This window comes from Chryseobacterium urinae, assembly GCF_030518295.1.
Taxonomy (GTDB): domain Bacteria; phylum Bacteroidota; class Bacteroidia; order Flavobacteriales; family Weeksellaceae; genus Chryseobacterium; species Chryseobacterium mucoviscidosis.
In genome coordinates this window covers 75508-90893 of record NZ_JAULSJ010000017.1, presented here as the reverse complement: position 1 = coordinate 90893, position 15386 = coordinate 75508, and the positions used below count along the sequence as shown (strand labels likewise).

Annotated in this window: 18 protein-coding genes; 12 read left to right on the top strand and 6 right to left on the bottom strand. The window is 36.7% G+C overall.

Annotation, left to right across the window (positions count from 1 at the left end; genetic code table 11):
- Positions 1-145: 145 nt before the first annotated feature.
- The 9 genes from QWT87_RS12435 to QWT87_RS12395 all read left to right on the top strand — a co-directional run bounded on the left by QWT87_RS12435 (position 146) and on the right by QWT87_RS12395 (position 8928).
- The gene (locus QWT87_RS12435; protein WP_302716341.1) at positions 146-883 is read left to right on the top strand and encodes a hypothetical protein; all 738 of its coding nucleotides are present in this window, start codon (positions 146-148) and stop codon (positions 881-883) included.
- Between the two features lie 37 nt (positions 884-920).
- Positions 921-1409: a hypothetical protein gene (locus tag QWT87_RS12430; protein WP_302716340.1), complete on the top strand. Its 489-nt coding sequence runs from the start codon at positions 921-923 to the stop codon at positions 1407-1409.
- A gap of 11 nt (positions 1410-1420) precedes the next feature.
- Entirely contained in the window at positions 1421-2812 is a 1392-nt protein-coding gene (locus QWT87_RS12425) for an RtcB family protein (protein WP_302716338.1), read from the top strand.
- A gap of 87 nt (positions 2813-2899) precedes the next feature.
- Positions 2900-3445 (top strand): nucleotidyltransferase family protein, encoded by a 546-nt coding sequence (locus tag QWT87_RS12420; RefSeq protein WP_256040987.1) that lies wholly within the window; start codon positions 2900-2902, stop codon positions 3443-3445.
- Between the two features lie 6 nt (positions 3446-3451).
- On the top strand, positions 3452-4039 hold the full coding sequence (locus QWT87_RS12415; protein ID WP_256040985.1) for a hypothetical protein: 588 nt from the start codon (positions 3452-3454) through the stop codon (positions 4037-4039).
- Entirely contained in the window at positions 4018-4716 is a 699-nt protein-coding gene (gene prfH / locus QWT87_RS12410) for a peptide chain release factor H (protein ID WP_302716337.1), read from the top strand. Before QWT87_RS12415 ends, prfH begins: the two co-directional genes overlap by 22 nt.
- The gene (locus QWT87_RS12405) at positions 4703-5218 is read left to right on the top strand and encodes a tetratricopeptide repeat protein (protein ID WP_302716336.1); all 516 of its coding nucleotides are present in this window, start codon (positions 4703-4705) and stop codon (positions 5216-5218) included. Before prfH ends, QWT87_RS12405 begins: the two co-directional genes overlap by 14 nt.
- Positions 5219-5292: 74 nt before the next feature.
- On the top strand, positions 5293-7869 hold the full coding sequence (locus QWT87_RS12400) for a T9SS-dependent M36 family metallopeptidase (RefSeq protein WP_302716335.1): 2577 nt from the start codon (positions 5293-5295) through the stop codon (positions 7867-7869).
- Between the two features lie 63 nt (positions 7870-7932).
- Positions 7933-8928 carry an enolase C-terminal domain-like protein gene (locus tag QWT87_RS12395; RefSeq protein WP_302716334.1) on the top strand — a complete coding sequence of 332 codons (996 nt, stop codon included), beginning with the start codon at positions 7933-7935 and terminating at the stop codon, positions 8926-8928.
- 174 nt (positions 8929-9102) lie between these two features.
- Here the strand turns inward: QWT87_RS12395 and QWT87_RS12390 are convergent, their stop codons facing one another.
- Both QWT87_RS12390 and QWT87_RS12385 read right to left on the bottom strand, forming a co-directional pair.
- A complete protein-coding gene (locus QWT87_RS12390) occupies positions 9103-9393 on the bottom strand; it encodes a cytochrome C (protein WP_116096665.1) in 291 nt (96 codons plus the stop codon).
- A gap of 20 nt (positions 9394-9413) precedes the next feature.
- Positions 9414-9704 carry a c-type cytochrome gene (locus tag QWT87_RS12385; RefSeq protein ID WP_076394116.1) on the bottom strand — a complete coding sequence of 97 codons (291 nt, stop codon included), beginning with the start codon at positions 9702-9704 and terminating at the stop codon, positions 9414-9416.
- A gap of 434 nt (positions 9705-10138) precedes the next feature.
- Between QWT87_RS12385 and meaB the strand changes: the two genes are divergently transcribed.
- Complete coding sequence (meaB, locus tag QWT87_RS12380) at positions 10139-11122, top strand: methylmalonyl Co-A mutase-associated GTPase MeaB (RefSeq protein WP_302716343.1); 984 nt, start codon at positions 10139-10141, stop codon at positions 11120-11122.
- A gap of 182 nt (positions 11123-11304) precedes the next feature.
- Here meaB and QWT87_RS12375 read toward each other — a convergent pair whose 3' ends face one another.
- Positions 11305-11850: a DUF4251 domain-containing protein gene (locus QWT87_RS12375; RefSeq protein WP_302716333.1), complete on the bottom strand. Its 546-nt coding sequence runs from the start codon at positions 11848-11850 to the stop codon at positions 11305-11307.
- A 106-nt stretch (positions 11851-11956) separates the two neighbouring features.
- Here QWT87_RS12375 and QWT87_RS12370 point away from each other — a divergent pair, with 106 nt between their 5' ends.
- Positions 11957-12763, top strand: a complete 807-nt coding sequence (locus QWT87_RS12370) for a M48 family metallopeptidase (RefSeq protein ID WP_302716332.1) — start codon at positions 11957-11959, stop codon at positions 12761-12763.
- 89 nt (positions 12764-12852) lie between these two features.
- Positions 12853-13170 (top strand): hypothetical protein, encoded by a 318-nt coding sequence (locus tag QWT87_RS12365; RefSeq protein ID WP_076393815.1) that lies wholly within the window; start codon positions 12853-12855, stop codon positions 13168-13170.
- A gap of 37 nt (positions 13171-13207) precedes the next feature.
- On the opposite strand, the gene QWT87_RS12360 is transcribed toward QWT87_RS12365, so the two are convergent.
- Genes QWT87_RS12360 through QWT87_RS12350 form a run of 3 tightly spaced genes read right to left on the bottom strand, consistent with a single transcriptional unit; the run spans position 13208 to position 15376 of the window.
- Positions 13208-13825 carry an outer membrane beta-barrel protein gene (locus QWT87_RS12360; RefSeq protein ID WP_302716331.1) on the bottom strand — a complete coding sequence of 206 codons (618 nt, stop codon included), beginning with the start codon at positions 13823-13825 and terminating at the stop codon, positions 13208-13210.
- Positions 13809-14624 carry an ABC transporter ATP-binding protein gene (locus QWT87_RS12355; protein ID WP_185207887.1) on the bottom strand — a complete coding sequence of 272 codons (816 nt, stop codon included), beginning with the start codon at positions 14622-14624 and terminating at the stop codon, positions 13809-13811. Before QWT87_RS12355 ends, QWT87_RS12360 begins: the two co-directional genes overlap by 17 nt.
- Positions 14624-15376, bottom strand: coding sequence for an MlaE family ABC transporter permease (locus tag QWT87_RS12350; RefSeq protein WP_087708206.1), 753 nt, complete (start codon positions 15374-15376; stop codon positions 14624-14626). The genes QWT87_RS12355 and QWT87_RS12350 overlap by 1 nt, the downstream gene beginning before the upstream one ends.
- Positions 15377-15386: the final 10 nt, after the last annotated feature.

Genomic DNA, 15386 nt, shown 5'->3' with positions numbered 1-15386 from the left:
CTGGGCTAGAAAATCCATTGAAGAAACCTCATAGGTTTTTAAAACCTATGAGGTTTAGATAAAGTCAGCCAATATTTTGCCTGGCGAAATGTAATATGAAGTTTAGAAAATAAAATTTCTGAACCTCACTTCTAATGCTAAATTAATGGAAAAAGATAACCTTCTGCATTCCCGGATAAGAACTCTTAGGAGCAGAAAAAGAATCATAAGAAAAGATGTAGAAAAACAAATACTTAAAAAATATAAACGTCATAAAGAAGTCTGGAAATTAAGAAGAAATATTCCGCTCATTCCGCTGGAAAAACCTTATCAGAAAGGATTTGTGAGATTTTTTGTCGTAAGAGATGATGTAAAGCGTTCTAAAGACGGCGATTTTTTCGAAAACCTTTTAAAGAAAATCAATACGGAAATATACTCCGACACCCGAAAATTTCTAAAAAAGAAAAGAAAATTCGGACGAAGAATTTACGTGGAAAAAGAACAGAAAACCGCAAACGTTCTTCCTTGGGAATGGAACAATCCGAAATTTGGTTTAACGGAACGCGAAAGGCAGTATTTTGTAAAAAGAGAATATTACGCTCATAATAAAAAACTGATTAAAGAATATTATGAATTCATCGAGCCGTGGAGATTTGTATTGAGAGTAAAACCGAATATGATTACACACTATAAACCTTTAGATGAGGATTTAGAAAGAGAATATAATGCATTAGACTCCTATTTAAATCAGCACAAAGTAATAGGAATTATTCAAAAAAACATTTATGGAAAACCCAATAAATGGAGGGATAAATACAAAAGGAAAACTAACATGAGAAAATATTTTCATTGCAGGATATCGGCAGAAGAGATCGCAGAAATGTTTACTGACGGAGAATTTTAGTTTTTCGGAAAAATCATCAAAAAAACAACATTAAACGATGACCTGGAAAGTTGCAGAAAGAAAAATAGGAAAAGCAGGAAATACAAAACAACAGCTGAAACGGCAGCAGGAGTGGAACCGTAAATATGGCGAAAACTGGCAGATCGGATATTTTATAAACAATGAATTTGTAGCGCAGGAAGATGCTTTGGAAATCATCTATTACAAAAGCTATGAAGAACATTTCGAAAATCATCCACAAGATTTATCAGAGCTTATTCATACAGCCAAAGCCTTACGGAATCCACATGCGGAAATGACGGGAGGAACAGATTTACAGATTCCTGCTATTTATAAATATTTAAAAAATAAAAATCTTACACTCTTGGGTGATGAGATGGTAGACATAGGAACGTATGGAAGCAGATCTCATAAACTCAGTGTAAGACTTAGTCCTCTTACCATTAAAGTAACAGGAAATCCCAATATGACATTAGAAAAATTTTGGCAGGATAAGAAATGCCTTGTCATTTGGGAAGACAATTAAAACAAAAAACAATGGGAAATTTAAAACTTAAAGGAAAAGATATATTAAAATTAGGCTATCCAAACAACCAGAGTGTCAACATCGCTTTGGAAGTGATGAAAAGGAACTTTGCCACAAAAAATATCCATCACGTCAAATCTATTCTAAAAGATATTCTGGTGAATCCCGAAAATTTTGAAAAAGATTTAACCTTCGGACAGATTGCTGAAGCTTTGCTTTCATCCAAGAAAACTGAAAAGAGGATGCTCAATACACATCGGGCGACATTCAATATTTTCGGAAACAATATTTCAGATGAAGCAAAAAATCAATTATACACCGCGCTCAAGCTTCCAATTTCAACACAGGGAGCTTTGATGCCCGATGCACACAGCGGATACGGACTTCCGATCGGAGGCGTTCTCGCGGTAGAAAATGCCGTAATTCCTTACGGAGTCGGGATGGATATTGGCTGCCGAATGAGTCTCAGCATTTTGGATACGCCCATTTCATATCTTGAAGGAGCAAGAGATAAATATGAAAAAGCCCTTGCCGAACATACCAAATTCGGAATGTACGAAATACACAAATCTCACATCGACCACGAGATTTTCGACAGAGATACCTTCGATCTCATTCCGGTTTTGAGAAGATTAAAAGGAAAAGCCATCAAACAGATGGGAACTTCCGGCGGCGGAAACCACTTTGTGGAATTCGGAGAAGTTGAAATTACGGAAGAAAATGAACAGATCGGACTTCCGAAAGGAAAATACCTCGGAATTCTTTCGCACAGTGGTTCGCGTGGATTGGGAGCAGAAATCGCCCAGTATTATTCCAGAGTTGCGGCAGAACAGTGTCCGTTGCCGAAAGAAGCTCAACAATTTGCGTGGCTGGATCTTAATACTCATCTCGGATTAGAATATTGGACCGCAATGAATCTTGCAGGAGATTACGCTTCAGCCTGTCATGACGATATTCACAGAAGACTGGTAAAAGCAGTCGGAGGAAGAGTAAAAGCAAAGATCGAAAACCATCACAATTTTGCATGGAAAGAAATCCATAACGGGAAAGAAGTAATCGTTCACCGAAAAGGAGCAACTCCGGCAAATGAAAACGAATTGGGAATGATTCCCGGTTCCATGACGGCAAAAGGATTTATCGTCCGTGGAAAAGGAAATCCCGATTCTCTGAATTCTGCTTCTCACGGAGCCGGAAGAGCCCATTCAAGAGGCGAATGCAGAAGCCTTTTTACTCAAAATGATATTAAAAAAGAATTAAAATTGAAGAATGTCATCTTAATGGGCGGAAATGCAGAAGAAGCACCAATGGCTTACAAAGACATCAACGAAGTGATGAACGCGCAAAGCGAACTGGTGGATATTCTGGGAACATTCCAACCGAGAATTGTTAGAATGGATAAGTAAAATGGTTGTTAGTTTTTGGTTGATGGTTGTTAGAATTTTTAACGCCATCAACTGACAACCATCAACCGCCAACAAAAAACAAAAAAAATGGGAGCACCACATAATATAAAAAGATACGGTGAAGTCTGGCCGGAATTCAGAATTCAGAGCGGACTCGAAATTTTAGAAAAATTAAAAGACAAAATTATTATTTCAGGAGGTTGGGCGTGGCATTTTATGTCTGAAATCGGGCATACGGAATACAAACACGCGCACGACCATAAGGATATTGATGTCTTTGTGAAAAAAGAAAACGTAGCAGAAGTAGTGATAATCCTTCAACAGGAAGGTTTTCAGAAAGTCTGGACAAGGTACGATCATCTTCAGAGCGAAGAGAATTTCCGAAGATATGAGAAAACGGTTGAGCTGGAAAACGGAAAATTCCACAGGATCACAATCGATTTCTTTGAAAGAAATGATCTTGAAACTGTTGAGGCTAACGGATTTACCGTCGTAAAGCCTGAAGTTTTGCTCACGTTCTACAGAAACATTCATTCCAGCGATAAATGTTGGGCAGTTATGGCTGCAAAAGATTTACTGGAAAAAAGGATTGATCCTATTGGTCATCCGAAATTAAGTGAAATGCCGAAATAAATTGAAATGAAAAAAATATACAAACAGGAACATTTCAGATATTACGAAAACCTTCTCGTAGTCTGTCCGGATTGCGGTGAAGATGCTGTCGTGGAAAATGAGCACAATTATAAACAGGCAGCTCTGAAGTGCAGACATTGCGATTTACAGAAGAATGCATTAGATCTCTTGGTGTACAAAGCTTTTGTCAATCTTTACTGCCCGATTTGTGCACATCCCATTCGTTATGAGCAAGGCAACTTAAAAGAGAAGCCTAAAATCAGTAATATAAAATGCGATGAATGTGATTCTCAGTTTCAAATTCAGCCAAAAACTGAAAAGTATTTGAATTCTTTTCCCAAAGAAGAAGGTTTAATTCACGATCCTGTTTTCGGTTGTCCGTATTATTTTCAGGCAGATTTTAAAGGGAAATTATTCTGGGCGAGAAACAGAGAGCATCTGTTGGAAATGGAAAATTATGTTTCATCAGATTTAAGAACAAGATTACCTTACAGAATGCGAATGGTAGAAAGATTACCGACATTTATTAAAGAAGCCAAAAACAGAGAGGCAATTTTAAAAATTTTACAAAAATGGAAAAACTCATACAAATAACCTCAGGAAGAGGACCTTTAGAATGCCAATGGGTGGTTGCAAAAGTTCTGAAACACTTTCTTCAAGAGGCAAAAGATAACAATATAGATTACGAAATTATTCACCGTGAAAATGGCGATGAAAACCTTACTTTGAAATCGGTGACTTTGCTTTTACAATCAAAAAATCTCAATGAATTTTTAAGTACATGGTTAGGAAGCATTTGCTGGATTGGCAAAAGTACATTCCGGAAACTTCATAAAAGAAGCAATTGGTTTATCGGCGTTTTTGAACTGGAAGGATTGGAGAAAATCAATTTTAATGAAAAAGATATTCAGTTTCAGACCACGAGAAGTCAGGGAAGCGGAGGACAAAATGTAAACAAAGTGAATACTGCGGTTCGCGCAGCACACATTCCGACGGGACAAAGTGTTTTCGTTCAGGATTCGCGTTCGCAACTGGAGAATAAGAAACTTTCGATTGAAAGACTTAAAGCAAAAGTTTTGGAACAGAATATCATTCAGCTCCAGAAAAGAATGCAGGAAACATGGAACAATCATCTAAATGTCCAACGCGGAAATCCGATCCGAACTTTTTCCGGAACCGACTTCAAAAAGAATTATGAAGACAAATCGTTTAAAAAACAGAGAAGTCAGCTCAAAAATGAATTAAAAAACTATAACAATGACCTTAACTAAAAATAAATACTATTTTGAGGCTTTAGACAATTATCCGTACAGTTTGCCGGAATGTCTGGAAGCATTGAACTATGCGCTGTCATACGATCCTGAAGACGCAGACAGTCTTTGTCTGATGGGAAGAATATACAGCGAAATGTTATCCGATTATGAAAAGGCAAAGCTGTACTTTGAAGAAGCCATGCAGTTTGACGTAACTAATCTTAATACACCGCAATATTATATTAAATGTCTTCTGGATAATGAAGATTATCACGAAGCAGAAAAACTGATTGATTATTCTTTAAAAATCAAGGGAATTGACAAAGCAAACTTATGGTTTTACAGAGCTTTGCTTTCCGAAAAAAGAGGAAGTTTTGCCAATGCATTGAAATTTCTGGATGAATCTGCAAAATACTGTTTTACAGAATACAGCCTGAATGTGGTGAAAGACCGAAAGAAATTCATCAAATCAAAAATGCCGAAGAAAAAGAAGATGAAAAAAGCGAAGGAGACGAAATAAGTCTCCTTTTTAACATAATATATTTTTTTGACAGCCATTCATAAAAAATCTTAGATTTGCTTAAAATCAACCACATGAATAAAAATATATTTTATATACCACTCTCTGTAGCGGTGATGTTCGCTTACAGCACAGTAAATGCGCAAAATTCTAAATCACTGATTCAGGATTACTATAAAAAAAATGCACAGCTTACTCAGAAAAATAGTTTTGATAATAAGCTCGGATTTATTATTCTCAATGAAGATAATTCCAAAAGTCTTGGAGTAAATATTGTAAATGTACAGCAGACTTACAACGGTCTTCGTGTGTACAATGCTTTAGGTAAAGTTCTGATAAAAGATGAAAAAATAATCTCTGAAAAAAATGATTTCAAAAAAGAGATTGTTATCGGAAATCAGGGAAGTTCAAAAGAAAGAATTCCCGAAGAAACACTGAAGCAAAATTTAAATCTGCAGGAAATATTAAGAACAGAATATCTGCCGGACGTTTATTTTGACAAAAATAATGTATTGGTACTGGCAAAAGAAATTTTTGTTTCAGATAAGAAATCTTCAGATGTATGGCATGTAATTGCAGACGCTTCCACAGGAGAAATACTTACTAAAGACAATCTTACGGTAAGCTGTAATTTTGATCATAACGAAAGCGGTGAAGAGAATTCTTATTCAGAACCTGTAAAATTTACAACGGAAAGTTCAGATTCTCAGAAAACGACTTCATTATTGGTTCCGTCTAATGCCTCTTATAATGTTTTTCCTCTACCAGTAGAAGCACCAAGTTTCGGATCCCACTCTGTTGTAAACAATCCTTGGGATCTCACGGCGTCACCAGAAGGATGGCATTCTACAGGTACAGCAAGCTATACTAATACAAGAGGAAATAATGTGTACGCTTACTCGGATCAGGCAAATGCAAACACACCGGGATATTCTCCGGACGGCGGAGCTTCAAGAAATTTTGATTTCACATATGCAGAAGGAAGATACATCAATCCTTTTACGCATAAAGATGCAGCCATTACCAATCTTTTTTATTTAAATAATAAGATTCATGATGTATTTTATAAATTTGGATTCACAGAATCGGCAAGAAATTTTCAAACAAATAATTTTGGAAACGGAGGAATTAGCGGAGATGCAGTAAATGCAGAAGCGTTCGATGGAAGCGGACTGAATAACGCCAATTTCAATTCAGGATACGAAACGGTAATCAGCGGAACCACTTACCTTCTTGCGCCAAGAATGCAGATGTATCTTTGGGCAAGAGCACAGACAAGCGCAGATCCTATTTCACGTTATCAGTATAATTCTCCCTCTACCGTTGCAAGTCGTCCAAAAGTTTTAACAGGTACAGCATCTTTTGGTCCTTTATTGTTTGAAGGTCAGTCTGTAACAGGAGATCTCGCAGTTTCTTCGCCGGCGGATGCATGTACACAACCCGCAGCAGGAAGTCTTACAGGAAAAATTGCTGTTGTAACCAGTACTACCTGCGAATACAGCCTTAAAGTTCTAAACGCTCAGAATGCAGGTGCAGTAGGTGTTATTGTTTACAGACCAAGTACAGATACACCCGCAACAATGGGAGCCGGAACCTATGGAGATCAGGTTACTATCCCTTCAATTAATATGGGGAAAACTGAAGGCGAATTTTTAGTAGCACAGGTTTCCGGAGGAAATACCATCAACGCAACTTTGATTAATGATTTTAACGGATTTAAACATTCAAGTTTAGATAATGGTGTTGTTATTCATGAATACGGTCATGGAATTTCCAACAGACTGACGGGACAGGGCTACAGTTGTCTGTCTTCTACCAACTCTACCGAACAGATGGGAGAAGGATGGTCAGACTACTTTGCATTGATGCTTACGACCAGGCCGGGAGATACATCTTCTCTTGCGAGAGGAATGGGAACCTATGTTGCGGAACAGGCAACAACAGGAAACGGAATCAGACCTGCAAAATATTCACCGGACTTTACAGTAAACGGATATACGTATAACAATACTAATTCTATGACTGGAAATCCTCACTCCATAGGATTTGTATGGGCTTCCATGCTTTGGGATCTTACGTGGAAATATGTAGAGAAATATGGGTATAACAGTGATGTTTTAGCCAATCCGAATTCGGGAAATGCCAGAATTTTACAATTGGTAATGGACGGGCTGAAACTTCAGGTCTGCAGTCCTACATTTATTGACGGAAGAGATGCCATTCTTCAGGCAGATCAGGTTAAAACAGGGGGAGCAGACAAATGTATAATCTGGAAAGCCTTTGCTAAAAGAGGCTTGGGAACAGCAGCTTCTGCCGGAAGCAAAACCGTAGGAACAGATCAGGTAGAAAGTTTTACCTATCCTGCAGAATGTGATATTGTATTGGCAACTCAGGAAGCCGGAAATGCAGAAACAAAATATGTCGTTTTTCCAAATCCTACCTATGATGAATTCTTTGTAGGAAATATTGATAAATCCAAGGAAGATGTTAAGGTAAAACTTTTCGATATGTCAGGGAAATTAGTATTCTCCGATACGCGTGAAAACACCTCCAAAAAGGCATTTTCTACCAGAGGATTACAAAAAGGAGTGTATATGGTAAACATCAGACAGGGTGAAAAAACTCAGACAGAAAAACTGATTGTTAGATAAATTATTCAATCAAATAATTTTAAGAAGGAAGTCATTTAGGCTTCCTTTTTTGTACATTTAATAATGGAATTAAGATTCGAACGCAGACCGTTATATTTAAAAGAAACATTTTCAATTGCTTATGGAAACTATGATAAGAGGGAAGCCTTGCTCATACAATTATCTCATCAGAATTGCAAAGGTTACGGAGAATGTGTGGCGATCGATTATTATAAGATTGATCTTCAGAGATTTGTTTTTCAATTAAAAGAAATTCAGTCTCAGATTCAAAACTGTAAAATTATTCATCCGGAAGAATTTTTTAAATATTTGTTGAATTTAAATCTGCATCCGTTTTTACTTTCCGCATTAGATTGCGCGTATTGGGATCTTTTTGGAAAACTTGAAAATAAAAGCTTTACTGAATTAAATAACCTTCCATCAGATCATTTAGTTGAAAGTTCCATCACCATTTCTGTCGGTGAAATCAATCATCAGATTGAAAAAATCGAAAAAAGTTCATGGAATAAATTCAAAGTAAAATGTAAAGGCTTAAATAAAAATGATGTTGAAAAACTATTACAGTTAAACCGAAATATCGCTTTGGATTCCAATGCAAGTTTTACGGATGAAGACTGTCTTTGGCTTCAGGAAAATGATGAGGTTCAAAAGTTTTCTTATCTGGAACAGCCAAGACCAATTGACAATTATGGAATCTTAGAAAAAGAAAGTTTTGCAAACTGGATGGCAGATGAAGATTGTCAGAATTTGGATTCATTAGACAAATTAACTCCCTATTATAAAAGCATCAACATCAAATTAATGAAATGTGGCGGATTAACCCCTGCTTTAGAAATGATCAGAAAAGCAAGAGCATTGAATTACAAAATCATGATTGGCTGTATGACGGAATCTACCGTGGGAATTTCCGCAGCCTGTAATTTAACAGGAATGGCAGATTACGCCGATTTGGACGGAGGGAATTTAATTTCAAATGACTATGCGACAGGAAGTTTCGTTAAAAACGGAAAAATTAGTTTATCTTCAAAACCAGGTTTAGGAATTATGATAGATAAGTGAACGATAAATCGTCAATCCGATTTGCTTGTCAGTTTTTTCTCTCAGTGCTTTCATTTGCTGAGTGAAACGCCATTGCGAACGAAAAATAAACAGATTAGAAATCAAAAAACTTTGCGCTTTTTGTGTTAAAAATATAAAGAAGAACCAAAAACAAAAATAGACTTCAAAAGAAGCCTATTTTTTGTTTGCTGAAATCAGATAATCATAAACCATTTGATGCTGATCTTCCGATAATTTCGCTTTCGGAGCCATTCTGCTTAATGTTTTTATCCAGCCCTGATCGTCGTGTTTTGCAGGATCCGGCAATTTGTGGCATCTGTTGCAGGAATTTTCAAAGATGGTTTTTCCCTGTGCCAATTGTTCGGATGAGGTATATTTTGGTCCTGTTACCGCTACACTTTTTGGCCCGCACGATACAACGACTGCTGCAGAAGCTAACGTCATACCCAAAATTAATTTTTTCATATTACTATTTTTGTTGTGATTTATTTTTTTGCAGATACGATATAATCGTACACCCACTGATGCTGCTCATCGGTAAGTCTTGCTTTCGGAGCCATAGAATTCATAATTCCAACCCACTGAACAGAAGTATGGGAAGCAGGATCCGGTAATTTGTGACATCTTCCGCAAGAGTTTTCGAAAATTGTTTTTCCTTGTGCAATTTGTTCTGCTGTAGAAGTCGAAGCTACAGGAGCCGTTGCTGTTGAAGCTTTTGGAGTACAGGATGCCAGTAAAACGGCAGCAAATGATGCTACAGCGATAAGTTTTTTCATGTTTTTTAACTGTTTATTCAAACAAATGTAGCAAATTCCCATTCCCATTGATGAAATTGTATATAATTTAGAAGAAATAAAAATAATAGTAGTGTGAATCGTGAAATCCGTTTCACTTGTAAATTGTGAATTTTTAAAATGAGCGAAAATTCTCACTACATTTGAATGGTGATTAAAAACAATTTTATCATTACAGTTTTAGAAGCTTAATCCCGCTTTCTGCTATATCTTTTTTTGCCATTACTTTTTCCCTTATAAAAAAAGGATGTCGCGTCAATCGGGGCTAGGTGTCCAGTCATCAATTCATAGAATTTTCCTTCAAATTCCAACTCCAGGTTTTGTAAGAAAAAAGTCAATTTTCAGCATTAAAAAAATTGACAAATGAAATGAATTCACTATTGACCATTCACTCTTTAATCCTTATTTTTGAAACAATGAAATTTTCTACAGAAGAACTAATAGAAGGAATAAGATCGGGAAACAAACGCCTGATCGCAAAAGCCATTACATTAGTTGAAAGTAAAAAAGCCGAACACAGAATACAGGCAGAAGAACTCCTCAAACAAATCATGCCTTTTACCGGAAACTCAACCAGAGTAGGAGTGACGGGCGTTCCGGGAGCCGGAAAATCAACTTTCATTGAAAATTTCGGAAGACTTGCCATTGCCAATGGCAAAAAAGTGGCAGTTTTAGCCATTGATCCGAGTTCAGCCATCAATAAAGGAAGCATTTTGGGAGATAAAACCCGCATGGAAGAACTTGCCAAAGAAGAAAATGCATTTATCCGACCTTCCCCGAGTTCCGGATTTCTGGGCGGAGTGGCGAATACAACTTTCGAAACCATGATGATCTGCGAAGCGGCAGGTTACGATTATATTTTAATAGAAACCGTTGGAGTAGGGCAGTCTGAAGTTTTGGTTTCCGATATTACGGATGTCTTTTTATTCTTAAAAATCATTGGCGGTGGCGACGAACTTCAGGGCATCAAGCGCGGAATTATGGAAATGGTGGATGTTATTTTCATCAATAAAGTCGATCAGGACAACCTTCAGAAAGCCAAAAATACAAGACTGGAATTAAAAAGAGCCTTAGACTTTATTCCCCCAAAAGAAAAAGACTGGAAAGTTCCTGTTTTACTGGGGTCTGCTTTAAGCAATGAAGGTCTGAACGATGTTTTTGAAAAGATTGATGATTTTATTAATCTTAAAAAGAAAACCAACCGTTTCGAAGAGGTAAGAATCCAACAGGCAGAAAAACGGTTTGAATATTGGGTTCAGGAATATATTCTGTCCATGATGAAAAAAAATAATTCCGTGGAAGAAGCATATCTTATGCACAAAAAAAATGCTTCAGCCATGATTTCAAATCCAAGCACCGAAGCAAAACTATTTGTAGATAAATTTTTGTTTAAAGAATAATTTTAATTTTTGAATATCCGTTAAACTACCTATTACTTTGCACTGATATGAAAATCAATTATTTATAACAGGCACTTCGACAAGCTCAGTGTGACATCTCTAATACTAAACGCTTGATTTCTAGCGATGTCAAGCTGAGCCTGTCGAAGCTTTAGGTTAATAAACGGACAATCAAATTTCAATTAAAGCTTTTCTTTCTCCTCTTCATTTTTGGTAATATATCCGTCATAAGAAATCGGCTGTCTGTCGTTGCTTCTGATAGAAGTAAAGGCTTTTCCGTTTTTGAAAATCTCCATATTAATTTCATCAACAGAACTTTGATCATTCACTTTAATTTTTACGATCCATTTTCCCTTTTTTCCCTGAGACTTTGTCAACGTAAAATCTTTTGAAGTAAATCTGTAACTGTTTTGGGTCGTATTTCCGTAAGTAGGATTAAAAACTCTTCCGAAATAAGGCAGTACAACTTCAAGTTTATCTTTTTTAAGATCAATAGAATAGTTGCTTCCCGAAAGATCAAGAATTCTCGACGCTGTAGCGTTGGGAAGAGAACCCATTACATTAATAACGTCGTAATTGGTGGGGGTGGCTCTTTCTGCATGAAACGAGAAATCTTCGGAATTCACAAGTGCTGTTACAGCGGAAGGATCCGTAGCGGTTTGAGAAGAGCAGTTTTGGAAGATCATCAGAAATCCAAAAACAAATATAATCGAAATATACTTTTTCATAATATTAAAATAATTGTTAAATTTAAATAGCAAATTATATGCAAATATATCGTTAAAAATTATTTTGGAACAAAAATTGTAAAGGTTGATCTTATACACTCGCACTATGAAAATAAAACACATTTTTGGAATAGGAGCTTTGGCTCTGTCGGTTGCTGCCTGTACAACGAACCCGATTACGGGAAGATCTTCGCTGCAGCTTGCAAATAACTCGGAAATTATGACCATGTCTGCTCAGGAATACAAAACAACATTAGGAAAGTCTAAAGTAATTTCCGGAACTGCAGATGCTAAAAGAGTGGTAAGCGTAGGTTCCAGAATAAAATCTGCTGCCGAGAGATATTATCAGCAAATCGGGCGTTCTGCGGATCTTGCGAACTACAATTGGGAGTTTAATCTTCTTCAGAGCAACGAACTTAATGCATGGTGTATGCCGGGCGGAAAAGTTGCCGTTTATACAGGGATTTTACCGGTTACAAAAAATGAAAATGGTTTAGCTGTAGTAATGGGACACGAAGTTTCTCATGCTTTGGCAGGACACGGAAACGAAAGAATTTCTCAGGCTATGATCGCACAATATGGCGGACAAATTTTGGGAGGATCTATTTCCAATTCTCAGTGGGTAAGCGTTTTCCAGCAGGTTTATCCAATTGGATCTCAGGTTGCTTTATTGAAATACGGAAGAAATCAGGAGTCTGAGGCAGATCAGATGGGATTATATCTAATGGGAATGGCAGGTTACGATCCAAGAGAAGCAATTCCTTTCTGGAACAGAATGGAAGCTGCATCTACAGGAGCAAGACAGCCGGAATTCCTTTCCACTCACCCGAATCCTGAAACAAGAATATCAGATATTAATAAAAATTTGCCTAAAGCTTTAGAATATTATAAGGCTGCAGGAGGAAGAATGTAATCATAAAGAATTTTAATCTTGAGTAAAAGCCTTGTTGAATTTTAATAGATTTGATGGGGCTTTTTAATTAAACACTTAAACACAGCACTATGAAAAATTTAACCATTATCGGGCTTGTTCTTTTAGCCTTATCTATTCTGCTGTTTTATCTAACGTCTAATAATTTTACCATTAACGATCTTCAGATGTCTCACATTATGGGAATCTTAGGAGGAATTGGAATTGGTCTGATTATCGGCGGAATGGTAGGATATGTAAGTAAAGGAAGTGCCATAAAAGCCGAGCAGAAAAGAAAAGAATTTAAGCAGTTGCAGAAAGATAAGGAAGATCTTGAACAGCAGGCTGCAGAAATTGCAAGACGTGAAGCAGAACTTCGCAGTCGTGAAAATCAAAATCCTCAAATCTAATGATCTGAGGATTTTTATCAGTTGTTATTTTCTACGGTTAAAATTTATATCCTACACCTACCATAAATAAGTTAGGTCTGTTATCGTATCTGATTTCCTGACCGGAAACCTTATTGATAAAGTTTCTGGAATCTTTACTGAAAGCGCCTTCATATTTAGCATTGACAAGAAACTTTTTAATTTCAAGCTGTGCCCCGAACTGATAGCCTACTGTAAAATTATCCTTTGCATTTTCCTGAAAATCGTTAAAAGTATCTTCTTTGCTTAAATTATAACTTGCAACAGGACCTACATACACCCCTAAAAAGTCACCTAAAACTTTATGCCCGATTAATACAGGTAAGTCCAGACGGTTGTTTTTAATATCGAAAGTGGTATTGGATGCAGGATCTGTAAAATCACTTTTAAAAGTCGTATAATACAATTCCGGCATTAGAAAGAACGATGCAGGAAGATTCGCTTTTAAAGAAAGACCAATATTGAAGCCCACATTATTTTTACCTTCTCCTTCAATTGCCTGGTTTACGGTTCCTTTAATGTTTTTCCATGAAGGAGATCCCGTAGGAAAAATTAAATTCGTTTTCGCCGCCAGAGAAATCTGTGCGGAAGCCAACATAGAAAAACCTATTAATGCGATACTAAGTGCCTTTTTCATTATCTTCTATTTTTGTAATGGTATTATCAATAGTTTTATTATTCTCAAGCAGATATTCTCTCAGTTCTTTAAATAATTCTGATGAATAAACGAAATCAATAAGGTTTTTATTGCCCGCAGTAATCAGAACATCTTTATTTCCTTCCCATTCTTTAATTCCCAGTCTCAGGTAAACAATTTTTTCACCAATCGTCATTACCGAATTCATATCGTGGGTATTGATAATTGTTGTTGTGTTATATTCCTTGGTAATTTCAAGCAAAAGATCATCGATGACGTTCGATGTATAAGGATCCAGTCCCGAATTTGGCTCATCACAGAAAAGGTATTTCGGATTGTTGACAATAGCTCTTGCAATTGCCACACGTTTCTGCATCCCTCCAGAGATTTCAGATGGAAATTTTCGGTTGGCTTTATCCAGATGCACTCTTCCGATAACATCAAAAACCCTTTTTTTCTTTTCTCTGAAAGTTAAATTCGTGAACATATCCAGCGGAAACATAATATTTTCTTCCACCGTTAATGAGTCGAATAAAGCACTTCCCTGAAATACAGTTCCGATTTCTGAACGAAGATGCTGCTTTTCTTCTCTGGTCATCGTATTGATGTCCCTTCCGTCGAATAAAATTTCTCCCGATGTAGGCTGATACACATTCAGTAAACTTTTCAGAAATACCGTTTTTCCGGAACCACTCTGTCCGATAATTAAATTTACTTTTCCTTTATCAAACGTAGTTGAAATCCCTTTCAGTACTTCTACCTGATCAAAACTCTTTTTAAGATCTTTTACCTCAATCATCAGCTTAAAATTAATTGGGTTAATAATAATTCCGAAAGGATAATAAACACCATCGTCCAGACTACTGCCTGTGTACTCGCTCTACCTACTTCCAGGGAGCCTCCTTTTACATTATATCCGAAATAAGACGGAACCGTTGCAATGATGAAGGCGAAAACAATGGTTTTGGTAAATGCATAATAAATGAAAAGATTAGGCATATACATTTGGATACCCACCACATAATCATTGGTTGTCCAGTTTCCTGTTAAAATCCCGGCAACATATCCACCTCCGATACCAAAAACAATACTGATGGCAATAAGCAAAGGATTGAAAATAACACAGGCAATAATTTTAGGAAAAATCAGGAAGTTGGGAGAGTTTACCCCCATAATATCCAAAGCGTCGATCTGCTCGGAAACCCTCATTGTTCCAATACTTGATGCAATATAAGAACCTACTTTTCCTGCAAGGATAAGACTGATAATTGTTGGGGAAAATTCCAGTACCAAAACTGCTTTTGTAGCATATCCTACGAAAGAAGGAGGAATCGGAAACGAAGAAGCATCGAAATTGTTGAACATCTGTATTGCAACAACAGCTCCCACGAATATTGAAGTAAAGATCACCAACCCAAAAGAGTTGACTCCCAAATCGTTGATTTCTCTCATGAACAGCTTCCAGAAAACCCTCATTTTCTGAGGCTTCTGAATAGATTTACCAAGAAGAAGAATGTATTCTCCGACTGCTGTAAAAAACTTTTTTAACATTCTGCTAAAT